This window comes from Streptomyces sp. DvalAA-43, assembly GCF_900091725.1.
GTDB lineage: Bacteria > Actinomycetota > Actinomycetes > Streptomycetales > Streptomycetaceae > Streptomyces > Streptomyces pulveraceus.
This window is the reverse complement of the sequence record NZ_FMBW01000044.1, coordinates 429144-444497: the sequence shown is the minus strand read 5'-3', so window position 1 is coordinate 444497 and position 15354 is coordinate 429144. Positions and strand designations below refer to the sequence as shown.

Here is a 15354-nt window from a genome sequence, read left to right as displayed (position 1 = left end):
TGGGCCGGTGGAACGTGGGCCGGTGGTCCTCTTGGTGTCGGTTCTCGTTCTTTTTCAGGCGTGTTCGAGTTCAGGAGAGGTCGGGGTCAGGAGAGGTCAGGTTCAGGAGTGGTCGACGAAGGTGTCGCCGAGGACCATGGCGTTGTCCCGCTCCACGGCCCTCACTTCGACCCGTACCTGGTTCTCCGCGGTCCACATCCCGATGCTCAGGGTCTCGCCGGGGAAGACGATCCCGGCGAACCGGGTGCGGTAGGAGCGGATACGGGTCACATCGCCGCCGAGGACCGTGTCGGTGACGGCCTTGAGCGTGATGCCGTAGGTGCACAGTCCGTGCAGGATCGGCCGGTCGAAACCGGCGCGCGCGGCGAATTCCGGGTCGGCGTGCAGCGGGTTCCAGTCCCCGGAGAGGCGGTACAGCAGCGCCTGGTCCGGCCGGACGGGCCGCCGCACGCTGTGGTCCGGGGCGGTCTCGGGATACGCGACCCGCTCGGAGGGTCCGCGTTCACCGCCGAAGCCGCCCTCGCCCCGGACGTAGATCTGGGCGTCGTTGGTCCACAGCGGGCCCTCGTCGTCGGCGGCCTCGCTGCGCAGCACCAGCACGGCCGCCTTGCCCTTGTCGTACACCGCGGCGATCTTCGAGGTCTGTACGGCGCTGCCCCGCACCGGGATCGGCCGGTGCACCCGTACGCTCTGCCCGCCGTGCAGGACGGCGGCGAGGTCGATGTCGATGCCGGGCGCGGCGAGTCCGCCGAAGCCGCCCATGCCCGCGCCCGCGACGGTGGCGAAGGAGGGCAGCACCTGGAGCCGGGACTCCAGTGTGTAGCGCAGCTCGTGGGGGTCGACGGCGGGGTCGGCACGGTCCGGGTCGGAGCCGGCGCCGATCCCGAGGTGGTAGAGCTGGACATCCTTGTGGTCCCAGCCGATCCGGGTGGAACGGGGTTCGGCGGCGAGAGCCTTTTCGGCATCAATGGGCATGGGAGAGCCGCTCCTTGATGGTGGGGAGACCTCGGCGCGGCCGTCCGCACCGTCGGCCGCACCGAGGTCGCGCGGGACCGGCCGCGACGCCTGTTCTAGAACGCGTTCTAGCCGATGAACCCATGTATAACGCAGCGCCCAGCCGTTGTGAAGACTGCTGCTGACGTGGCGTCAGATTCCTCCGTGGGGCGGTACCCGGCCATGACATATGTCATGACGAAGTCCGTACACACACCTCTGCCCGGTCCCCCGGCGCCCTCGTAGCGTCGTTCCCATGAGACGGACAACGGGGAACGAAGCCGCGGTGGTCCTCACCGGGGCGGTCAAGACCTTCGGCCGGGCGGGGGGTGTCGTGCGGGCCGTGGACGGGATCGACCTGTCCATCGGACGCGGCGAGACCGTCGCCCTGCTCGGCCGCAACGGCGCGGGAAAATCCACCACCATCCGGCTGCTGCTGGGCCTCGACCGGCCGGACTCCGGCACGGTGCGGGTGCTGGGCCGGACCGCCGAGCGCGCGGTACTGGACGGCCTGGTCGGGGCCATGCTCCAGGACGGGCGGCCCATCCAGCGGGTCACCGTCCGCGAGCTGATCGCCTTCGTCGCCTCGACCTACCCGAGGCCGATGCCGGTGGCCGAGGCGCTCGCCCTGGCGGGTGTGAGCGCATACGCGAACCGGCGCATCGACAAGCTCTCCGGCGGCCAGACCCAGCGCGTCCGCTTCGCCGTCGCGCTGGCCGGCAATCCGGAGCTGATCGTCCTGGACGAGCCGACCGCCGCCCTGGACGTGGAGGCGCGCCGCACGTTCTGGGAGTCGATGCGGGCCTACGCCCGGCGCGGCAACACCGTCCTGTTCTCCACCCACTACCTGGAGGAGGCCGACGAGAACGCCGACCGGATCGTCGTCGTCGACCGGGGCCGGATCGTCGCGGACGGCTCCGGCGACGCGATCAGGGGTTCGGCCGGCAGCAGCCTCGTCTCCTTCGACCTGGCGGGCGGGCCGGCCGAGGGCCTGGAGCTGCTGCCCGGCGTCATCGCCGTGGAGGTCTCCGGGGACCGGGCGCTGCTGCGCACCGACGACTCGGACGCCACCGTGCGCGAGCTGGCCCGCCTCGACGCGATCCGCGGCCTCCAGGTCTCCCGGGCCACGCTGGAGGACGCCTTCCTCGCCCTCACGGCTCCGGCCGCCGCCGTGCCCGTACCCGCTTCCGAGACGGAGACCGTCCGATGACCCGCTACATCGTGCTCGAAATCCGCCGGACCCTGCGCGACGGCTCCTTCCTGATCTTCGGGACCGGGATGCCGGTGATGATGTACCTGCTCTTCACCAACATCGGCGGCGGCGGGGGCGTCGACGGCTGGAAGACCGCCTCGATGGTCGGCATCGCCGCGTACGGGGCGCTGAGCTCCGCCATGTCGATCGGTACGGGTGTGGCCTCCGACAAGCAGCTCGGCTGGCTGGAACAGCTGCGGGTCACCCCGCTCGCCCCTTCGCGGGCGGTCGTGGGCCGCGCGATCAGCGGTTCGGTGACGGTCCTGCCGACGATCCTGACGGTGCTGCTGGCCGGCGGGCTGGTCAACGGGGTGCGACTGGACGTCTGGCAGTGGATCACGCTGGTGCTGCTGTTGTGGATCGGCGCGCTGCCGTTCACCCTGCTCGGCCTCGGCAACGGCTACCGGCTGACCCCGCAGAGCACCGGCGTGGTCAACGTGGCCTGTCTGATGGGCTTCGCGATCGTCGGCGGGCTGTGGTTCCCGCTGGAACTGCTGCCCGGGTGGCTGCGCTCCATCGGCAGGTTCACCCCGGCCAACCGCTTCGCCGACCTGGGCTGGGCGACCACCGAGGGACACGCACCCGGCACCGGCACCATCGCGGTGCTCTGCGGATGGCTCCTGCTGTTCGGTGCGTACGCCGTGATCTCGTACCGTCGGTCCGCAAGGACCGTGTGACGGGGGAGGACCGAGTGACGGCAGAGGACTGTGTGATGGGAGAGGACATGGCCGGCAACCGGACGGGCGCGCGGCCGGGCTTCCGGTGGAGGCGCCGTCGCAAGGGGCGCGAGGAGCGGCGCCCCGGCCCGCCCGGCCCGTACGCCCTGCTGCCCTGGCTGCTGATGGGCCTGGGTTCCTTCTCCAACCTCTTCCAGGGCGAGGCACCCAACCCCTGGCTCGGCGGTCTCGGGCTCTTCGCCTTCAACTCCCTGTACGTCTCCGTGGTGTTCCGCGGCTTCGACAAGCGGAAGCGCGAGAGCCCGGTGTCGTACTGGCTGCTCGCCGCGATGGCCGCCGTCACACTCGCGCTGGCGATCGGTTACGGCGGGAGCTGGCTGCTGTTCTTCCCGCTGCTCTCGCTGGCCTGCGGCACCATCCTGCGCAACCGGCAGCTGGCGGTCGGCATGCTCTCGGTCGCCGCGGTCGCCACCGCCGTGGCGGTGTGGCGCGGCGAGGGCGGCACGGATCCGTGGACGATCGGTTACGGCACCTTCATCTCGGGTGCGGTGACCGCCGCGATCCTCACCCTCGCGGAGACCGTGATGGAACTGCGCGCCACCCGGCAGGAGCTGGCCCGTAGCGCCGTCGAGAAGGAGCGGCTGCGCTTCTCCCGCGATCTGCACGATCTGCTGGGCCACACACTCTCCGTGATCGTGGTCAAGTCGGAGGCCGCGCGCCGGCTCGCGCCGCACGACATGGACGCGGCGCTCACCCAGGTCGCCGACATCGAGTCCGTCGGCCGCCAGGCCCTCACCGAGATCCGGGAGGCCGTCACCGGCTACCGCGAGGGGAGCCTGGCCACCGAGCTGGACCGGGCCCGGTCCGCGCTGACCGCCGCCGGGATCGAGCCGGTGCTCCGCCGCTCGGGACCACCGCTCGCCCCGCAGACGGAGGCGCTGCTGGGCTGGGTGGTGCGGGAGGCCGTCACCAATGTCGTACGCCACTCCCGTGCGACCACCTGCTCGTTCGTGCTCGAAGGCACGGCCGAACGGGTCCGGCTGACCGTCACCGACGACGGCAGCGGCCCCGATCCGGACGCCCCGGCCACCCCCGGCATCGGCGGCACCGGGCTGACCGGGCTCACCGAGCGCCTGGCCGCGTCGGGAGGCAGCCTCAGGGCGGGCCCGGCGCCGGGGCGCGGCTTCGTGGTCACGGCGGAGCTGCCGGTGGACGGGCCGGGCCCGGCGGAGGAGGAGACCGGGACGCCGCAGTATCACCGGCCGGTCCGGATGCCGGGGGCATGAGCGGGCAAGGACCGGGGACGGGGCTGTCCCCGGAACCGGGAGCGGGGCATGATCGCCCCTTGTGAAGGACGACTCGGACGCCAACTGCCCCCGGTGCGACGCCGTGCTGACGACACCCGACGACCGGTTCAGCACCTGGTGCGCGGCCTGCGACTGGAACGTCGATCCGCTCGGCCGCGAAGGGCCCAAGAGCCGGGCACGTGAACTGGCCCGCCACGCAAGCGTGTTCCGCCGGACCATGGCGGACGGACCGGACGTCGCGCCCTCGGGTGCCGCCGCGTACGGCGCACTCGTGCTCGCCACCGCCGTCAATCTGGCCACCGCGGCCCTGGTGGTCACGGGGGTGTGGCTGCTGTTCACCGGCACCCTTCCGCAGCGGGTCCTGGGTGCCGTCGAGCTGCTGGCCGCGGTGCTGCTGTTCCCGCGCCCGGCGCGGCCGCCCAGGCACACCGCCGGCCCGGCCACCGCACCCGCGCTGCACGCGGTCGTCGGGCGGATATGCGCCGAACTGGGCACCCGGCCACCGGATTTGATCGCCTTCGACGCTGGGTACGGGTCCCGCTGGACGGCCGTCGGACGGCGTCGCCGCCGGGCACTCGTCCTGGGCCTGCCGCTCTGGGAGACCCTCACGACGGATCAGCGGCTCGCCCTGCTCGTCCGCGAACTCGCCCATGTGGCGGACGAGAGGCTGCCACGCGCCCGCTGGATCCGTTCGGCCCTGGACTCGCTCACGGGCTGGGAGGACCTCCTCAGGCCCGATCCCGCGCGCTCGGGCGCGGCGCCGGACCCGCGCCATTCCCTCGCCTCCGGCGGGCGGGCGAGCAACATCGCCCATGTGGGCGAGATGTTCGCCCGCCCGCTGCTGGGGCTGCTCGCCCAGGGCGCGCACCTGCTCCATGCGCTCCTGCGAACGCTGGACGGCCGCTGCGTCGACCAGGCGTACCGGGCGGACCGGACGGCCGCCCGGATCGCCACGGCCGCTTCTACCGAGGGGCTGTTGCAGGCCCTGTTGCTGGAGGAACCGGCCGCCCTCGCGCTGCAGCGCCTCGCCCGGCGCGGCGACGACCCGTGGGAGGCGCTGCGCGACTACCTCGCCTCGGTACCGGACAGCGAGCGGGCACGTCGGCTCCGTCTCTCGGAGCTTCGGGGCGACGCGTCCGGCAGCAGGTACCCGCCCACCTGCCTGCGCATCCGGTTCGTCCGCGCACTCCCCCGCACGGAGCCGACCGTCACCATGAGCGGCGCCGAGGCCCGGACGGTCGATCTGGAGCTGGCCGCCATCCGGTCGTCGATCGGCAGGGAATGCCGGCAGAACGCGTAACGGCCCGGCTCGTCCGGGACATCGGCCGGCTCGGGTCGCGCGCCACAGGTGCCCGCGTTTCCCGAGACGCTGCGAGCATGCGGCGAAGCCTTGCGCTCATCGACTGGTCCACCATGCGGTGCCACTGCCGATTGCCGTGGTCGTCAGGGTGATCAGCCAGGCGGGGATGCGCTGGACGGTCACGTGCAGGGGCCCCAGACGCAACTCGAAGTAGGGCGGCGGGACGGGCCGACGGCTGTTCACCTGGTCTCCCCATGTGCGGCGCGGGTGGGCGGTGCTCACATATTCAAGTGCCCGTAGGGGTGGCGTACTACCTGGCGCACCCTGGCGTAAGAGGGCTGGCGTTTTGGTACGACTGTCCGCTTATCTGCTTGCCATGGAATTCCGCGTCGCGGAGATCCCCCCGCTCCCCATGCCGGGGGGCGTGACGGTCGTCCTGTCCTCCCGCGGCGCTGCGGTGGCCCTGCGGATCGCGGTCCGGGCTGTTCGGTCCGGGAGGCCGGGCAGGACTTCTGCCTGTCCGCGAGCCGCGGAACGCGCCCCAACAAGCCGTCCGTCCTACCCTCTTACCCATGACCGAGATGCCGCAGGACCACCGCCCGGTAAAGTCCGTGAGAGTCCTCCTCGCCGAGGACCAGGGCATGATGCGGGGCGCGCTCGCGCTGCTGCTCGGCCTTGAGCCGGACATCGAGGTCGTGGCGCAGGTGGCCGCCGGGGACGAGATCGTGGACGCCGCGCTGCGCTCCCGCCCCGATGTGGCGCTGCTGGACATCGAACTGCCGGGCCGCAGCGGTCTGGACGCCGCCGCCGATCTGCGCGAGGAGGTGCCGGACTGCCGGGTGCTGATCCTCACCACGTTCGGCCGCCCCGGCTATCTGCGCCGGGCGATGGAGGCCGGGGCGGCGGGGTTCCTGGTCAAGGACGGCCCGGTCGAGGACCTCGCCACCGCGATCCGCCGGGTGCTGGGCGGGGAGACGGTGATCGACCCAGCGCTGGCCGCCGCCGCGCTCAGCGCCGGGCCGAGCCCGCTGACCGCGCGGGAGCGGGACGCGCTGAACGCCTCGGTGGACGGGGCGACGGTCGCCGACATCGCGGCGAAGCTGCATCTGTCCGAGTCGACGGTGCGGAACTATCTGTCGTCGGCGATCGGCAAGACGGGGACCCGCAACCGGATGGAGGCGGTGCGGGCGGCGCGGCAGCAGGGGTGGTTGTAGCGCCCGCGGGCGCCGGGTCTCAGCGCCGGGCCCGCGGCCCCGTGTCTCAGCGCCGGTCCGACCGGTGGCGGGGCAGCCAGAGCGCCATCAGCAGCAGTCCGCCGAGCAGGACCGCGCCGGACGTCCGGAAGGCGAGCGCGAAACCGGCCGTGAGCTCCTCCGGGCCGGTGCCGCCCGCGGTGCGGGCCGCCGCGACGGTGGAGAGCACGGCGAGACCGAGCGCACCGCCCATCGTGCGGGAGGTGTTGACGAGGCCGGAGACCAGGCCGGATTCGCCGGGGGCCGCGCCGGCGAGGGCCTGCGAGGCGAGCGGGGTGGACGCCAGCCCCGTACCGGCCGTCATCAGGACACCGGGCAGACAGACCGAGGTGAGGTACGCGCCGTCGGCGCCCATCGTGGACTGCCAGCCGAAGCCGGCCGCGGCGATCGCCGTGCCGATGAGCGCCAGGTTCTTCGTGCCGGTCACGGCCATCACCCGGGGGGCGCACTTCGAGCCGAGGACGATCGCCAACGACGTGGGCATCAGGGCGAGTCCGGCCTCCAGCGGGCTGTAGCCCAGTACGGCCTGGGCGTACACGGTCATGAAGTACCACATCGAGAACGTCGCCGAACCGATCACGAGCATCGCCGCGTTGGCCGACGCCACCGCCCGCGCCCCGAGCGCCCGGAGCGGCATCAGCGGCACCGCTGTCCGGGCCTCCACCACCACGAAGACGCCCAGCAGGGCCACCCCGCCGAGCAGCGGGGCCAGGGTCGCCGTCGCGGTCCACCCCGAGGCCTCGGTCTGCACGATGCCGTAGGCGACGCAGGCGAGGCCCGCCGTGACGAGCACCGCGCCGGGGAGGTCGATCCGCCGCCGCTCGCCGGTCCGGCCCTCCGAGAGCCGGACGGCGGCACCGGCCAGTACGAGCACTCCGATGGGCACATTGATCAGCAGGACCCAGCGCCAGGAGAACAGATCGGTGAGCACCCCGCCGATCAGTCCGCCGGCCGCACCGCCGCCCGCACCGACGGCCATCCAGGTGCCGATCGCCTTCGTCCTGGCCGGGCCCTCGGGGACGGTACCGGTGAGCAGGGTCAGGGTGGCGGGGGCGAGCACGGCGGCGCCGAGTCCCTGCGCGGCGCGCGCGGCGAGCAGCTGCCAGCCATCCTGGGCGAGCCCGCCGGCCAGGGAGGCGGCGGTGAACAGGCCGAGGCCTATGAGGAACATCCGCTTGCGGCCGTATATGTCGGCGGCGCGCCCGCCGAGGAGCATGAATCCGGCGAAGGCGATCGAGTAGGCGTTGAGCACCCACTGGAGTCCGGCGGGGCTCATCCCGAGGTCGGAACGCATGGACGGCAGAGCGACGTTGACGACGGACACATCGAGCACGACGAGGAACTGACCAGTACAGGCGGCGAGCACCGCCGCCCAGGTGTGGGTCCTGGTCTTCCGCTGTCGCGGCGGCGCGGGGGTCGTGACGTCGGTCATGCCCGTCATACTCGCACCCGCGCCCCGCCGCCTCGCATCGATATTCGGGCCTACCTGCGCAGCAGCGTCACCACCGCCGCTCCGCCGAGCCCGATGTTGTGGGCCAGGCCGGTCCGGGCGTCCTTCACCTGCCTGTTCCCCGCCTCGCCCCTGAGCTGCCAGGTGAGTTCGGCGGTCTGGGCGATGCCGGTGGCGCCGAGCGGGTGCCCCTTGGAGATCAGCCCGCCGGACGGGTTGACCACCCAGCGGCCGCCGTACGTGGTGGCGCCGGACTCGACGAGCTTCCCGGACTCGCCCTCGCCGCACAGCCCGAGCGCCTCGTAGGTGAGGAGTTCGTTGATGGAGAAGCAGTCGTGCAGTTCGATGACGTCCAGATCGGCGGCCGAGAGCCCGGAGGCCTCGTACACCTGCCGGGCGGCGTCCCGCGACATCGGCAGGCCCACCGCGTCGATGCAGGTCCCCGAGGCGAAGGAGTCGCCGGTGTCGGTGGTCATGGCCTGGGCGACGATCTCCACCGCCCGGTCGCCCAGTCCGTGGCGCTCGACGAAGCGCTCCGACACCACGACGGCGGCGGCCGCGCCGTCGGAGGTGGGTGAGCACTGGAGCTTGGTCAGCGGGCGGTGGATGGTCTTCGCGGCGAGTATCTCCTCGACCGTGTACGGGTCCTGGAACTGGGCGTACGGGTTGTTCACCGAGTGCCGGTGGTTCTTGGCACCGACGGCGGCGAGCTGCGCCTCGGTCGTGCCGTACCGCGCCATGTGCTCGCGGGCCGCGTTGCCGAAGATCTGGGCGGTGGGCGGGCTCATCTCGAAGCCGTGGGCGGCGGCCATGATCCCGTAGTGCCGGGCCACCGGCGATGTCTTGAAGTCGGCGGCACCACCGTCCGCGCCACCGCCGCCGAGGGCGCCGCGCGTCATCTTCTCGAAGCCGAGCGCGAGGACGCAGTCGCTGCCGCCGCCCTCGACGAACTGCCGGGCCATCATCAGAGCGGTGGAGCCGGTGGCGCAGTTGTTGTTGACGTTGTAGACGGGGATACCGGTCAGGCCGAGTCCGTAGACCGCGCGCTGGCCGGCGGTGGAGGGCTGGAAGCAGTAGCCGACGACGGCCTGCTGGATCTGCTCGTACGCGAGAGGGGCACCGGCGAGGGAGGCATCGGCGAGCGCGGCCGTCCCGGCCTCCTTCGCCATGTCCCAGTACTGCCAGTCGCGTGTCTCGGGCTTCTCGAACTTCGTCATCCCGACGCCGACGACGTACGCCTTCATGAGCTTCATGGGCTTCGCGTGCTGGGTGGGCTTCATGACACGTCCCTTCGATTCGGTCGCGCGGGAGGCTCAATCGCGCGGGAGGCCGAGGATGCGCTCGGCGACGACGTTGAGCTGTACCTGGGTGGTGCCGCCCGCGATGGTCAGGCAGCGGGACATCAGGAAGCCGTGCAGGACCCTCTCCCCCGGCCCCTCGCCGGCCGCGCCCGCCGGGCCGAGCAGTTCGAGGGCGAGTTCGGCGACCTTCTGCTGGTGGGTGGTCTGGACGAGCTTGCGGACGGAGGCCCCGGCGCCGGGTTCGAGCCCGGAGACCTGCCGCATCGTGGTCCGCAGTCCGATGCAGCCGAGCGCGTGGGCCTCGGCGGCGAGTGCTCCGATGCGGGCGCGGCAGGCGCCGTCGAGTTCGCCGGAGCGGGCGATCAGCGCCTCCAGGCCGGTGTCGAAGGTCATCTGGTCGGCCATGTGGACGCGTTCGTTGCCCAGGGTGTTGCGGGCGACCCGCCAGCCGCCGTCGGGCTCGCCCACCACGGCGTCGGCGGGCAGCAGCACGTCGTCGAAATACACCTCGTTGAAGAGGGAGTCGCCGGTGATCTCCTTCAGCGGCCGGATGTCGATGCCGGGGGTGTTCTTCATGTCGACGAGGAAGTAGCCGATCCCCTGGTGCTTGGGGGCGTCCGGGTCGGTCCGGGCGAGCAGGATGCCGTGGTCGGCCCATTGGGCGGCGCTCGTCCACACCTTCTGGCCGTTGATCCGCCAGCCCTCCTCGGTCCGCTCCGCCCGGGTGCGCAGCGAGGCGAGGTCGGATCCCGCGCCGGGCTCCGAGAACAGCTGGCACCACAGGAGTTCGCCGCGCAGGGTGGGCAGGAGGTAGCGCTCCTGCTGCTCGGCCGTGCCGTGGGCGAGGAGCGAGGGCACCACCCAGGTGGCGATCCCGAGGTCGCTCAGCTTCACCCCTTGTTCGGCCAACTCCTGCTGGATGGCGAGTTGTTGTACGGGGTCGGCGTCCAGACCGTAGGGGGCGGGGAGGTGCGGGGCGGCGTAGCCGGTCGGGGCGAGGGCGCGGCGGGCGGCCTTCGGGTCGAGGCCGCGGGCGGTGGCGACGGCGTCGCGTGCCGCGGTCCGGTGGGCGGCGGCCCCGGCGGGGAGTTCGAGGGCGAGGGCGCGGCGCGCGCCGCCCTCGGCGAGCCGGACGGCCCGCAGCCGGTGGCTGTCGCCGGTCCCGAGCAGCTGCCGGGCCACCAGGGCCCGGCGCAGATACAGATGGGCGTCGTGCTCCCAGGTGAAGCCGATGCCGCCGAGGATCTGGATGCAGTCCTTGGCGCAGCCGTACGCGGCGTCCAGGGCGTCCGAGGCGGCGAGGGCGGCGACCATGGACCGTACGTCCGGGTCCTTCTCCTCGTCGGCGGCGCGGGCCGCGTCCCACACCAGCGCGCGGGCCCGTTCGACCCGTACGAGCATGTCGGCGCAGAGGTGCTTGACGCCCTGGAACTGCCCGATGGGGCGGCCGAACTGTTCGCGGACCTTGGCGTGTTCGGCGGCGGTGTCCAGCGCCTTGGCCGCGGTTCCGCAGGCTTCGGCGGCGAGGAGGACGGCGGCGAGGTCACGGACGCGCGCGGTGTCGGTCCGTACCAGGCGGGCGGCGGGAACGAGCACCGCCTCGGCGTGGATCTCGGCGGTGGGCCGGGTCGGGTCTGCGCCCTGGTGCGGGCGGGCGGTCAGCCCTTCGGTGGCGGCGTCGACGGCGAACCAGAGGGTGCCGGTGGCCGATTCGGCGGGGAGGAGGAGCAGGTCGGCGTCGGCGCCGGAGAGGACGGGCGGTGCGGTGCCGTCGAGCAGATGGCCGTCCTCGTGCTCGACGGCGGTGAGGGTGCCGGGGCCGAGCGCGACGGCGCCGACGCGCGTACCGGCCGCGAGGTCGCGCACCAGTCCGTGCGGTCCCGCGCCGTGCAGTACGGCGGAGGCGAGGGAGCTGGACAGGCAGGGGCCGGGGAGCGTGGCCCGGCCCGCCTCTTCGAGGACCACGGCCAGGTCGAGGAGGCGGCCGCCCCCGCCGCCGTGTTCCTCGGGCAGATGGACGGCGAGCAGGCCCTGTTCCGCGAGCCCGTCCCAGTACCCGGGGCGCACGCCGGGCGTGGCCGGGACATCCGCGTCGAGCAGTGCGCGGATCTCCTGCGGTGGTACGGCGCGCGCCAGCCAGCCTCGTACGGCGTGCGCCAACTCCCTGTGTTCTTCGGTGATTCCGATGCCCATGCGGATCCTCGCCGGTCGCAGCCACTGGAACGGCGCAAGAGTAGAACACGTTCCATTCTGACGGAAGGTCAGATGCTGTCCGGATCTCCGCGCGTTCCGGGCCGAGTGCGCCGTCGTGCCCCGTTCGTACGGCGTTCACCGGAATACCGTGGGCGCACGGAAGGTTTCACCCTGCACACACTTGGCGGTCGGCGCTGTCCGCCCGCGCCGCCCGCATGCCTCTTCCAGAATCTCGATCACGCCGCCCGGAGGCCGCACGCATGCCACAGACGACGAACGAACAGCACGCCGGGGAGCTGCCCGATCCGCGCCCGCGCAAGGCGGGCGGCGGTGTCGTCCCCGTCCTCGCCTTCGCGGGTATCACCGTCGCGGTGATGCAGACCCTCCTCGTCCCCGTCATCAAGGATCTGCCCGCCCTGCTGCACACCGATCCGTCCGACGCCACCTGGGTGATGACCGCGACGCTGCTCGCCGGGGCCGTCTCCACCCCGATCATGGGGCGGCTCGGTGACCTCAACGGCAAGCGGAAGATGCTGCTCGCCAGCCTCGCCGTGATGGTGATCGGCTCCTTGATATGCGCCTTCACCGACGATCTCGTGATCATGATCGTGGGACGCGCCCTCCAGGGCTTCGCCATGGGCGCCATCCCGCTGGGCATCGGCATCATGCGCGACGAGCTGCCGCGCGAGAAGCTCGGCTCGGCGATGGCCCTGATGAGCTCCTCCATCGGGGTCGGCGGCGGCCTGGCGCTGCCCGCCGCCGCGCTGGTCGCCCAGCACTCCGACTGGCACACCCTGTTCTTCGGCGCGGCCGGTCTCGGTGTGCTGTCGATGGCGCTCACCGTCCTGTTCGTCCCGGAGACCACGCTGCGCGCCCCCGGCCGCTTCGACCTCGTCGGCGCGCTGGGGCTCTCGCTCGGCCTCGTCTGTCTGCTGCTGCCCATCACCAAGGGCAGCGACTGGGGCTGGACCTCGGGCAGCACGCTCGGACTGATCGCCACCGCGCTGGTGATCCTCGTCCTGTGGGGGCTGTTCGAGCTGCGCAGCCCGGCCCCGCTGGTCGATCTGCGGACCACGGCCCGGCGCGAGGTGCTGCTCACCAACCTCTCCTCGATCATGGTCGGGGTCGCCTTCTACGCCGTCTCGCTGGTCCTGCCGCAGCTGCTCCAGCTCCCCGCGTCGACGGGGTACGGTCTCGGGCAGTCGATGGTGGTCGCGGGGCTGTGCGTGGCGCCGCTCGGTCTGACGATGATGCTCGTCGCCCCGCTGTACGCCCGGCTGTCCGCCCGCCGGGGCCCCAAGGTCTCGCTGATGCTCGGCATGCTGATCATCGCGATCGGCTACGGGGCGGGGCAGGGGCTGATGAGCGCCCCCTGGCAGACCGTGGTGATCGCGGTCATGCTCGGGGCCGGCATCGGGCTCGCGTACTCCTCGCTGCCCGCGCTGATCATCGGGGCCGTCGACCCCTCCGAGACCGGTGCGGCCAACGGTCTGAACACCCTGATGCGGTCGATCGGCACCTCGGTGTCGAGTGCCGTGATCGGCATGGTGCTGGCCAACACCTCGGTGCGCACGGGCGGGGTGTCGCTGCCCTCGATGGAGGGGTTCCGGATCTCGTTCCTGATCGCGACGGGTGCGGTGCTGATCGGGCTGGTGCTGGCCGCGTTCCTGCCGTCGCAGCGCGACGCGATGCGCCCGGCGCTGCTGGCGAGCAGTGACGACGACGCCCCGGCCCCGGTGCCGGGCGCCTCCCGCCCGGTCGCCGGTTCGGGCGGCTTCCGCGGCCGGGTGCTGGACGCGGACGGCGCCCCGGTGGCCCGCGCCAATGTCACGCTGATCGACCACCGGGGCCGGCAGGCCGGTCTCACCGTGGCGGACGCGGACGGCCGCTACACGCTGACCGCCCCGCACGGAGGCGCCTATGTGCTGGCCGGGTCGGCCACCGGCTACGCGCCGTGCGCCCGCCCGGCCTCCTACCTCGGCGACGGCCTGCCGGTCGACGCCGATCTGGTGCTGGCCGTCAGCGCACCGGAGCGTCGAACCGCGGTGCCGTCGTGAGCAGATGAGAGACGTCCGAGCCCACCGGAAGCTCCTGCGGCAGCGCGCCGCGGGTGAAGAGCCGGGCGGGCCGGGCACCCTGGACCCGGGCCTGTCGTCCGTCGACCCGCAGCCATGAGCCCTCGCGCAGGCCGAGCACCGGCACGTCGTTCTCCTCCAGGAATTCGGTGAGCCGCTCCTCGCGGGTCTCGCCCTTGTGGGTGCTGTCCGGGTCCGGGTCCAGATAGTGCGGGTTGATCTGGAACGGGACGAGGCCGAGCGTCTCGAAGGACGGCGGCTGCACGATCGGCATGTCATTGGTGGTGCGCAGGGTGGGCGCCGCCATGTTGGTCCCCGCGCTGGCCCCCATGTACGGCAGCCCGTCGCGTACCGCCTCGGTCACGGCGTCCCGCAGACCGGTCCGGTACAGGGCGCTCAGCAGCCGGAAGGAGTTGCCGCCGCCGATGAACACGGCGTCGGACGCGGCGAGTTCGGCGACCGGGTCGGCGTTCTCATGGACCCCGCGGACGGTGATCCCGGACGGTTCGAGGGCCTCGCGGACGCGCGCGGTGTAGGCGGTGTAGTCGGCGAGCGCGTAGGGCACGAAGGCCAGCCGGGCGCCGGAGGGCAGGAACGCGGTGACGGTGTCGAGGGCGTGTTCCAGGTAACCCCGGCCGTACTGGGTGGAGTTGGAGAGCAGCAGCAGATTCATCGGGTTCCTCTTGGTTCTCTTCCTGGTCATCGGTCGGTACGGGGACGTCGGGCGCGGGACTTCGGGCGCTGCGGAGGGTGGGTGAGCCGCCGCTCCAGCAACTGCGCCGCGTGGCGCAGCGCGTCGAGCCGGTCGTCCGGCGCCTCCCGGAACAGCTCTTCGGCGCCGCCGAGGCTGAGGCTGCCGTACGGTTCGCGCCCGAGGAAGACCGGTACGGCCACGGTCGCGATGCCGGTGTCGTACTCGCCGACCGTGAAGGCGTACCCCTGGGCGCGGACCTTGAGGAACTCCTCCTCCAGCCGGTCCGGGTCGGTGACCGTCCGGTCGGTGAAGCGGGCCATCGGGCGGCCCCGGAAGAGCCGGTGGCGCTGTTCGTCGGGCAGGTACGCGTAGTACGACTTGCTGGTCGCCCCGGCGTGCGCCGGGTAGAGCTCGCCGACCAGCGGGTAGTAGCGCAGCGGCCCGGCCTCGCCCTCCTCGGCGGCGACGCACCGCATGTGGAAGCTGTCCGGCAGGCAGAACAGCACGGTGTCGCCGGTGACCCGGCGCAGCTCCTCCAGGACCGGGCCGGCCAGCAGCTCCAGCGATCCGGAGCGCTCCCAGAGCCGGCCCAGGCGCAGCACGGCGGGACCGATCCGGTAGCGGCGGGTGACCGGGTCGGAGACCAGGAAGCCGCGCCCGGCGAGGGTGGCCAGCAGCCGCTGGGCCACCGAGGTGTCCCAGCCGAACTCCTCGGCGACCTCGGTGACGCCCCAGTCGGGCCGGGTCCGCTCGAAGGCGAGCAGCACGAGGAGCGCCCGGTCGACGGTTTGCAGGGCTCCGGCGGGGGTGCGCCGGTCCAGATCGAAGTCCGCCATCGTCATCTCACCATTCAGACCTG

13 protein-coding genes are annotated in these 15354 nt (G+C 72.5%); 6 read left to right on the top strand and 7 right to left on the bottom strand.

Translation table 11 applies throughout. The features are described 5' to 3' along the window. Positions 1–102 precede the first annotated feature (102 nt). Entirely contained in the window at positions 103–975 is an 873-nt protein-coding gene (locus GA0115234_RS18830) for a MaoC/PaaZ C-terminal domain-containing protein (protein WP_093543100.1), read from the bottom strand. Positions 976–1249: 274 nt separating this feature from the next. On the opposite strand from GA0115234_RS18830, the gene GA0115234_RS18825 reads away from it, so the two are divergent. From GA0115234_RS18825 to GA0115234_RS18810, 4 genes are all read left to right on the top strand, one after another. Further along, positions 1250–2203 (top strand): ABC transporter ATP-binding protein, encoded by a 954-nt coding sequence (locus GA0115234_RS18825; protein ID WP_176729200.1) that lies wholly within the window; start codon positions 1250–1252, stop codon positions 2201–2203. Further along, positions 2200–2922: an ABC transporter permease gene (locus tag GA0115234_RS18820; RefSeq protein ID WP_093543097.1), complete on the top strand. Its 723-nt coding sequence runs from the start codon at positions 2200–2202 to the stop codon at positions 2920–2922. The genes GA0115234_RS18825 and GA0115234_RS18820 overlap by 4 nt, the downstream gene beginning before the upstream one ends. A 47-nt stretch (positions 2923–2969) precedes the next feature. Then, positions 2970–4208, top strand: coding sequence for a sensor histidine kinase (locus tag GA0115234_RS18815; protein WP_093543404.1), 1239 nt, complete (start codon positions 2970–2972; stop codon positions 4206–4208). Between the two features lie 61 nt (positions 4209–4269). Beyond that, positions 4270–5529 (top strand): M48 family metallopeptidase, encoded by a 1260-nt coding sequence (locus GA0115234_RS18810; RefSeq protein WP_093543095.1) that lies wholly within the window; start codon positions 4270–4272, stop codon positions 5527–5529. A gap of 96 nt (positions 5530–5625) precedes the next feature. Here the strand turns inward: GA0115234_RS18810 and GA0115234_RS42345 are convergent, their stop codons facing one another. Next, on the bottom strand, positions 5626–5772 hold the full coding sequence (locus GA0115234_RS42345) for a hypothetical protein (protein ID WP_161275614.1): 147 nt from the start codon (positions 5770–5772) through the stop codon (positions 5626–5628). A 329-nt stretch (positions 5773–6101) separates the two neighbouring features. On the opposite strand from GA0115234_RS42345, the gene GA0115234_RS18805 reads away from it, so the two are divergent. Beyond that, a complete protein-coding gene (locus tag GA0115234_RS18805; protein WP_176729199.1) occupies positions 6102–6743 on the top strand; it encodes a response regulator transcription factor in 642 nt (213 codons plus the stop codon). 46 nt (positions 6744–6789) lie between these two features. Here GA0115234_RS18805 and GA0115234_RS18800 read toward each other — a convergent pair whose 3' ends face one another. The 3 genes from GA0115234_RS18800 to GA0115234_RS18790 all read right to left on the bottom strand — a co-directional run bounded on the left by GA0115234_RS18800 (position 6790) and on the right by GA0115234_RS18790 (position 11726). After that, positions 6790–8223 (bottom strand): MFS transporter, encoded by a 1434-nt coding sequence (locus GA0115234_RS18800; RefSeq protein ID WP_176729198.1) that lies wholly within the window; start codon positions 8221–8223, stop codon positions 6790–6792. Between the two features lie 41 nt (positions 8224–8264). After that, on the bottom strand, positions 8265–9476 hold the full coding sequence (locus tag GA0115234_RS18795) for a lipid-transfer protein (RefSeq protein WP_093543402.1): 1212 nt from the start codon (positions 9474–9476) through the stop codon (positions 8265–8267). Positions 9477–9545: 69 nt separating this feature from the next. After that, the gene (locus tag GA0115234_RS18790; protein ID WP_093543091.1) at positions 9546–11726 is read right to left on the bottom strand and encodes an acyl-CoA dehydrogenase; all 2181 of its coding nucleotides are present in this window, start codon (positions 11724–11726) and stop codon (positions 9546–9548) included. A 260-nt stretch (positions 11727–11986) separates the two neighbouring features. Between GA0115234_RS18790 and GA0115234_RS18785 the strand changes: the two genes are divergently transcribed. Beyond that, entirely contained in the window at positions 11987–13783 is a 1797-nt protein-coding gene (locus GA0115234_RS18785) for an MFS transporter (RefSeq protein ID WP_093543090.1), read from the top strand. Here the strand turns inward: GA0115234_RS18785 and pepE are convergent. Both pepE and GA0115234_RS18775 read right to left on the bottom strand, forming a co-directional pair. Continuing rightward, positions 13746–14474: a dipeptidase PepE gene (gene pepE, locus GA0115234_RS18780; RefSeq protein WP_093543089.1), complete on the bottom strand. Its 729-nt coding sequence runs from the start codon at positions 14472–14474 to the stop codon at positions 13746–13748. The two genes, GA0115234_RS18785 and pepE, sit on opposite strands and share 38 nt — an antisense overlap. A gap of 26 nt (positions 14475–14500) precedes the next feature. After that, positions 14501–15331: an IclR family transcriptional regulator gene (locus GA0115234_RS18775; protein ID WP_093543400.1), complete on the bottom strand. Its 831-nt coding sequence runs from the start codon at positions 15329–15331 to the stop codon at positions 14501–14503. Positions 15332–15354 lie beyond the last annotated feature (23 nt).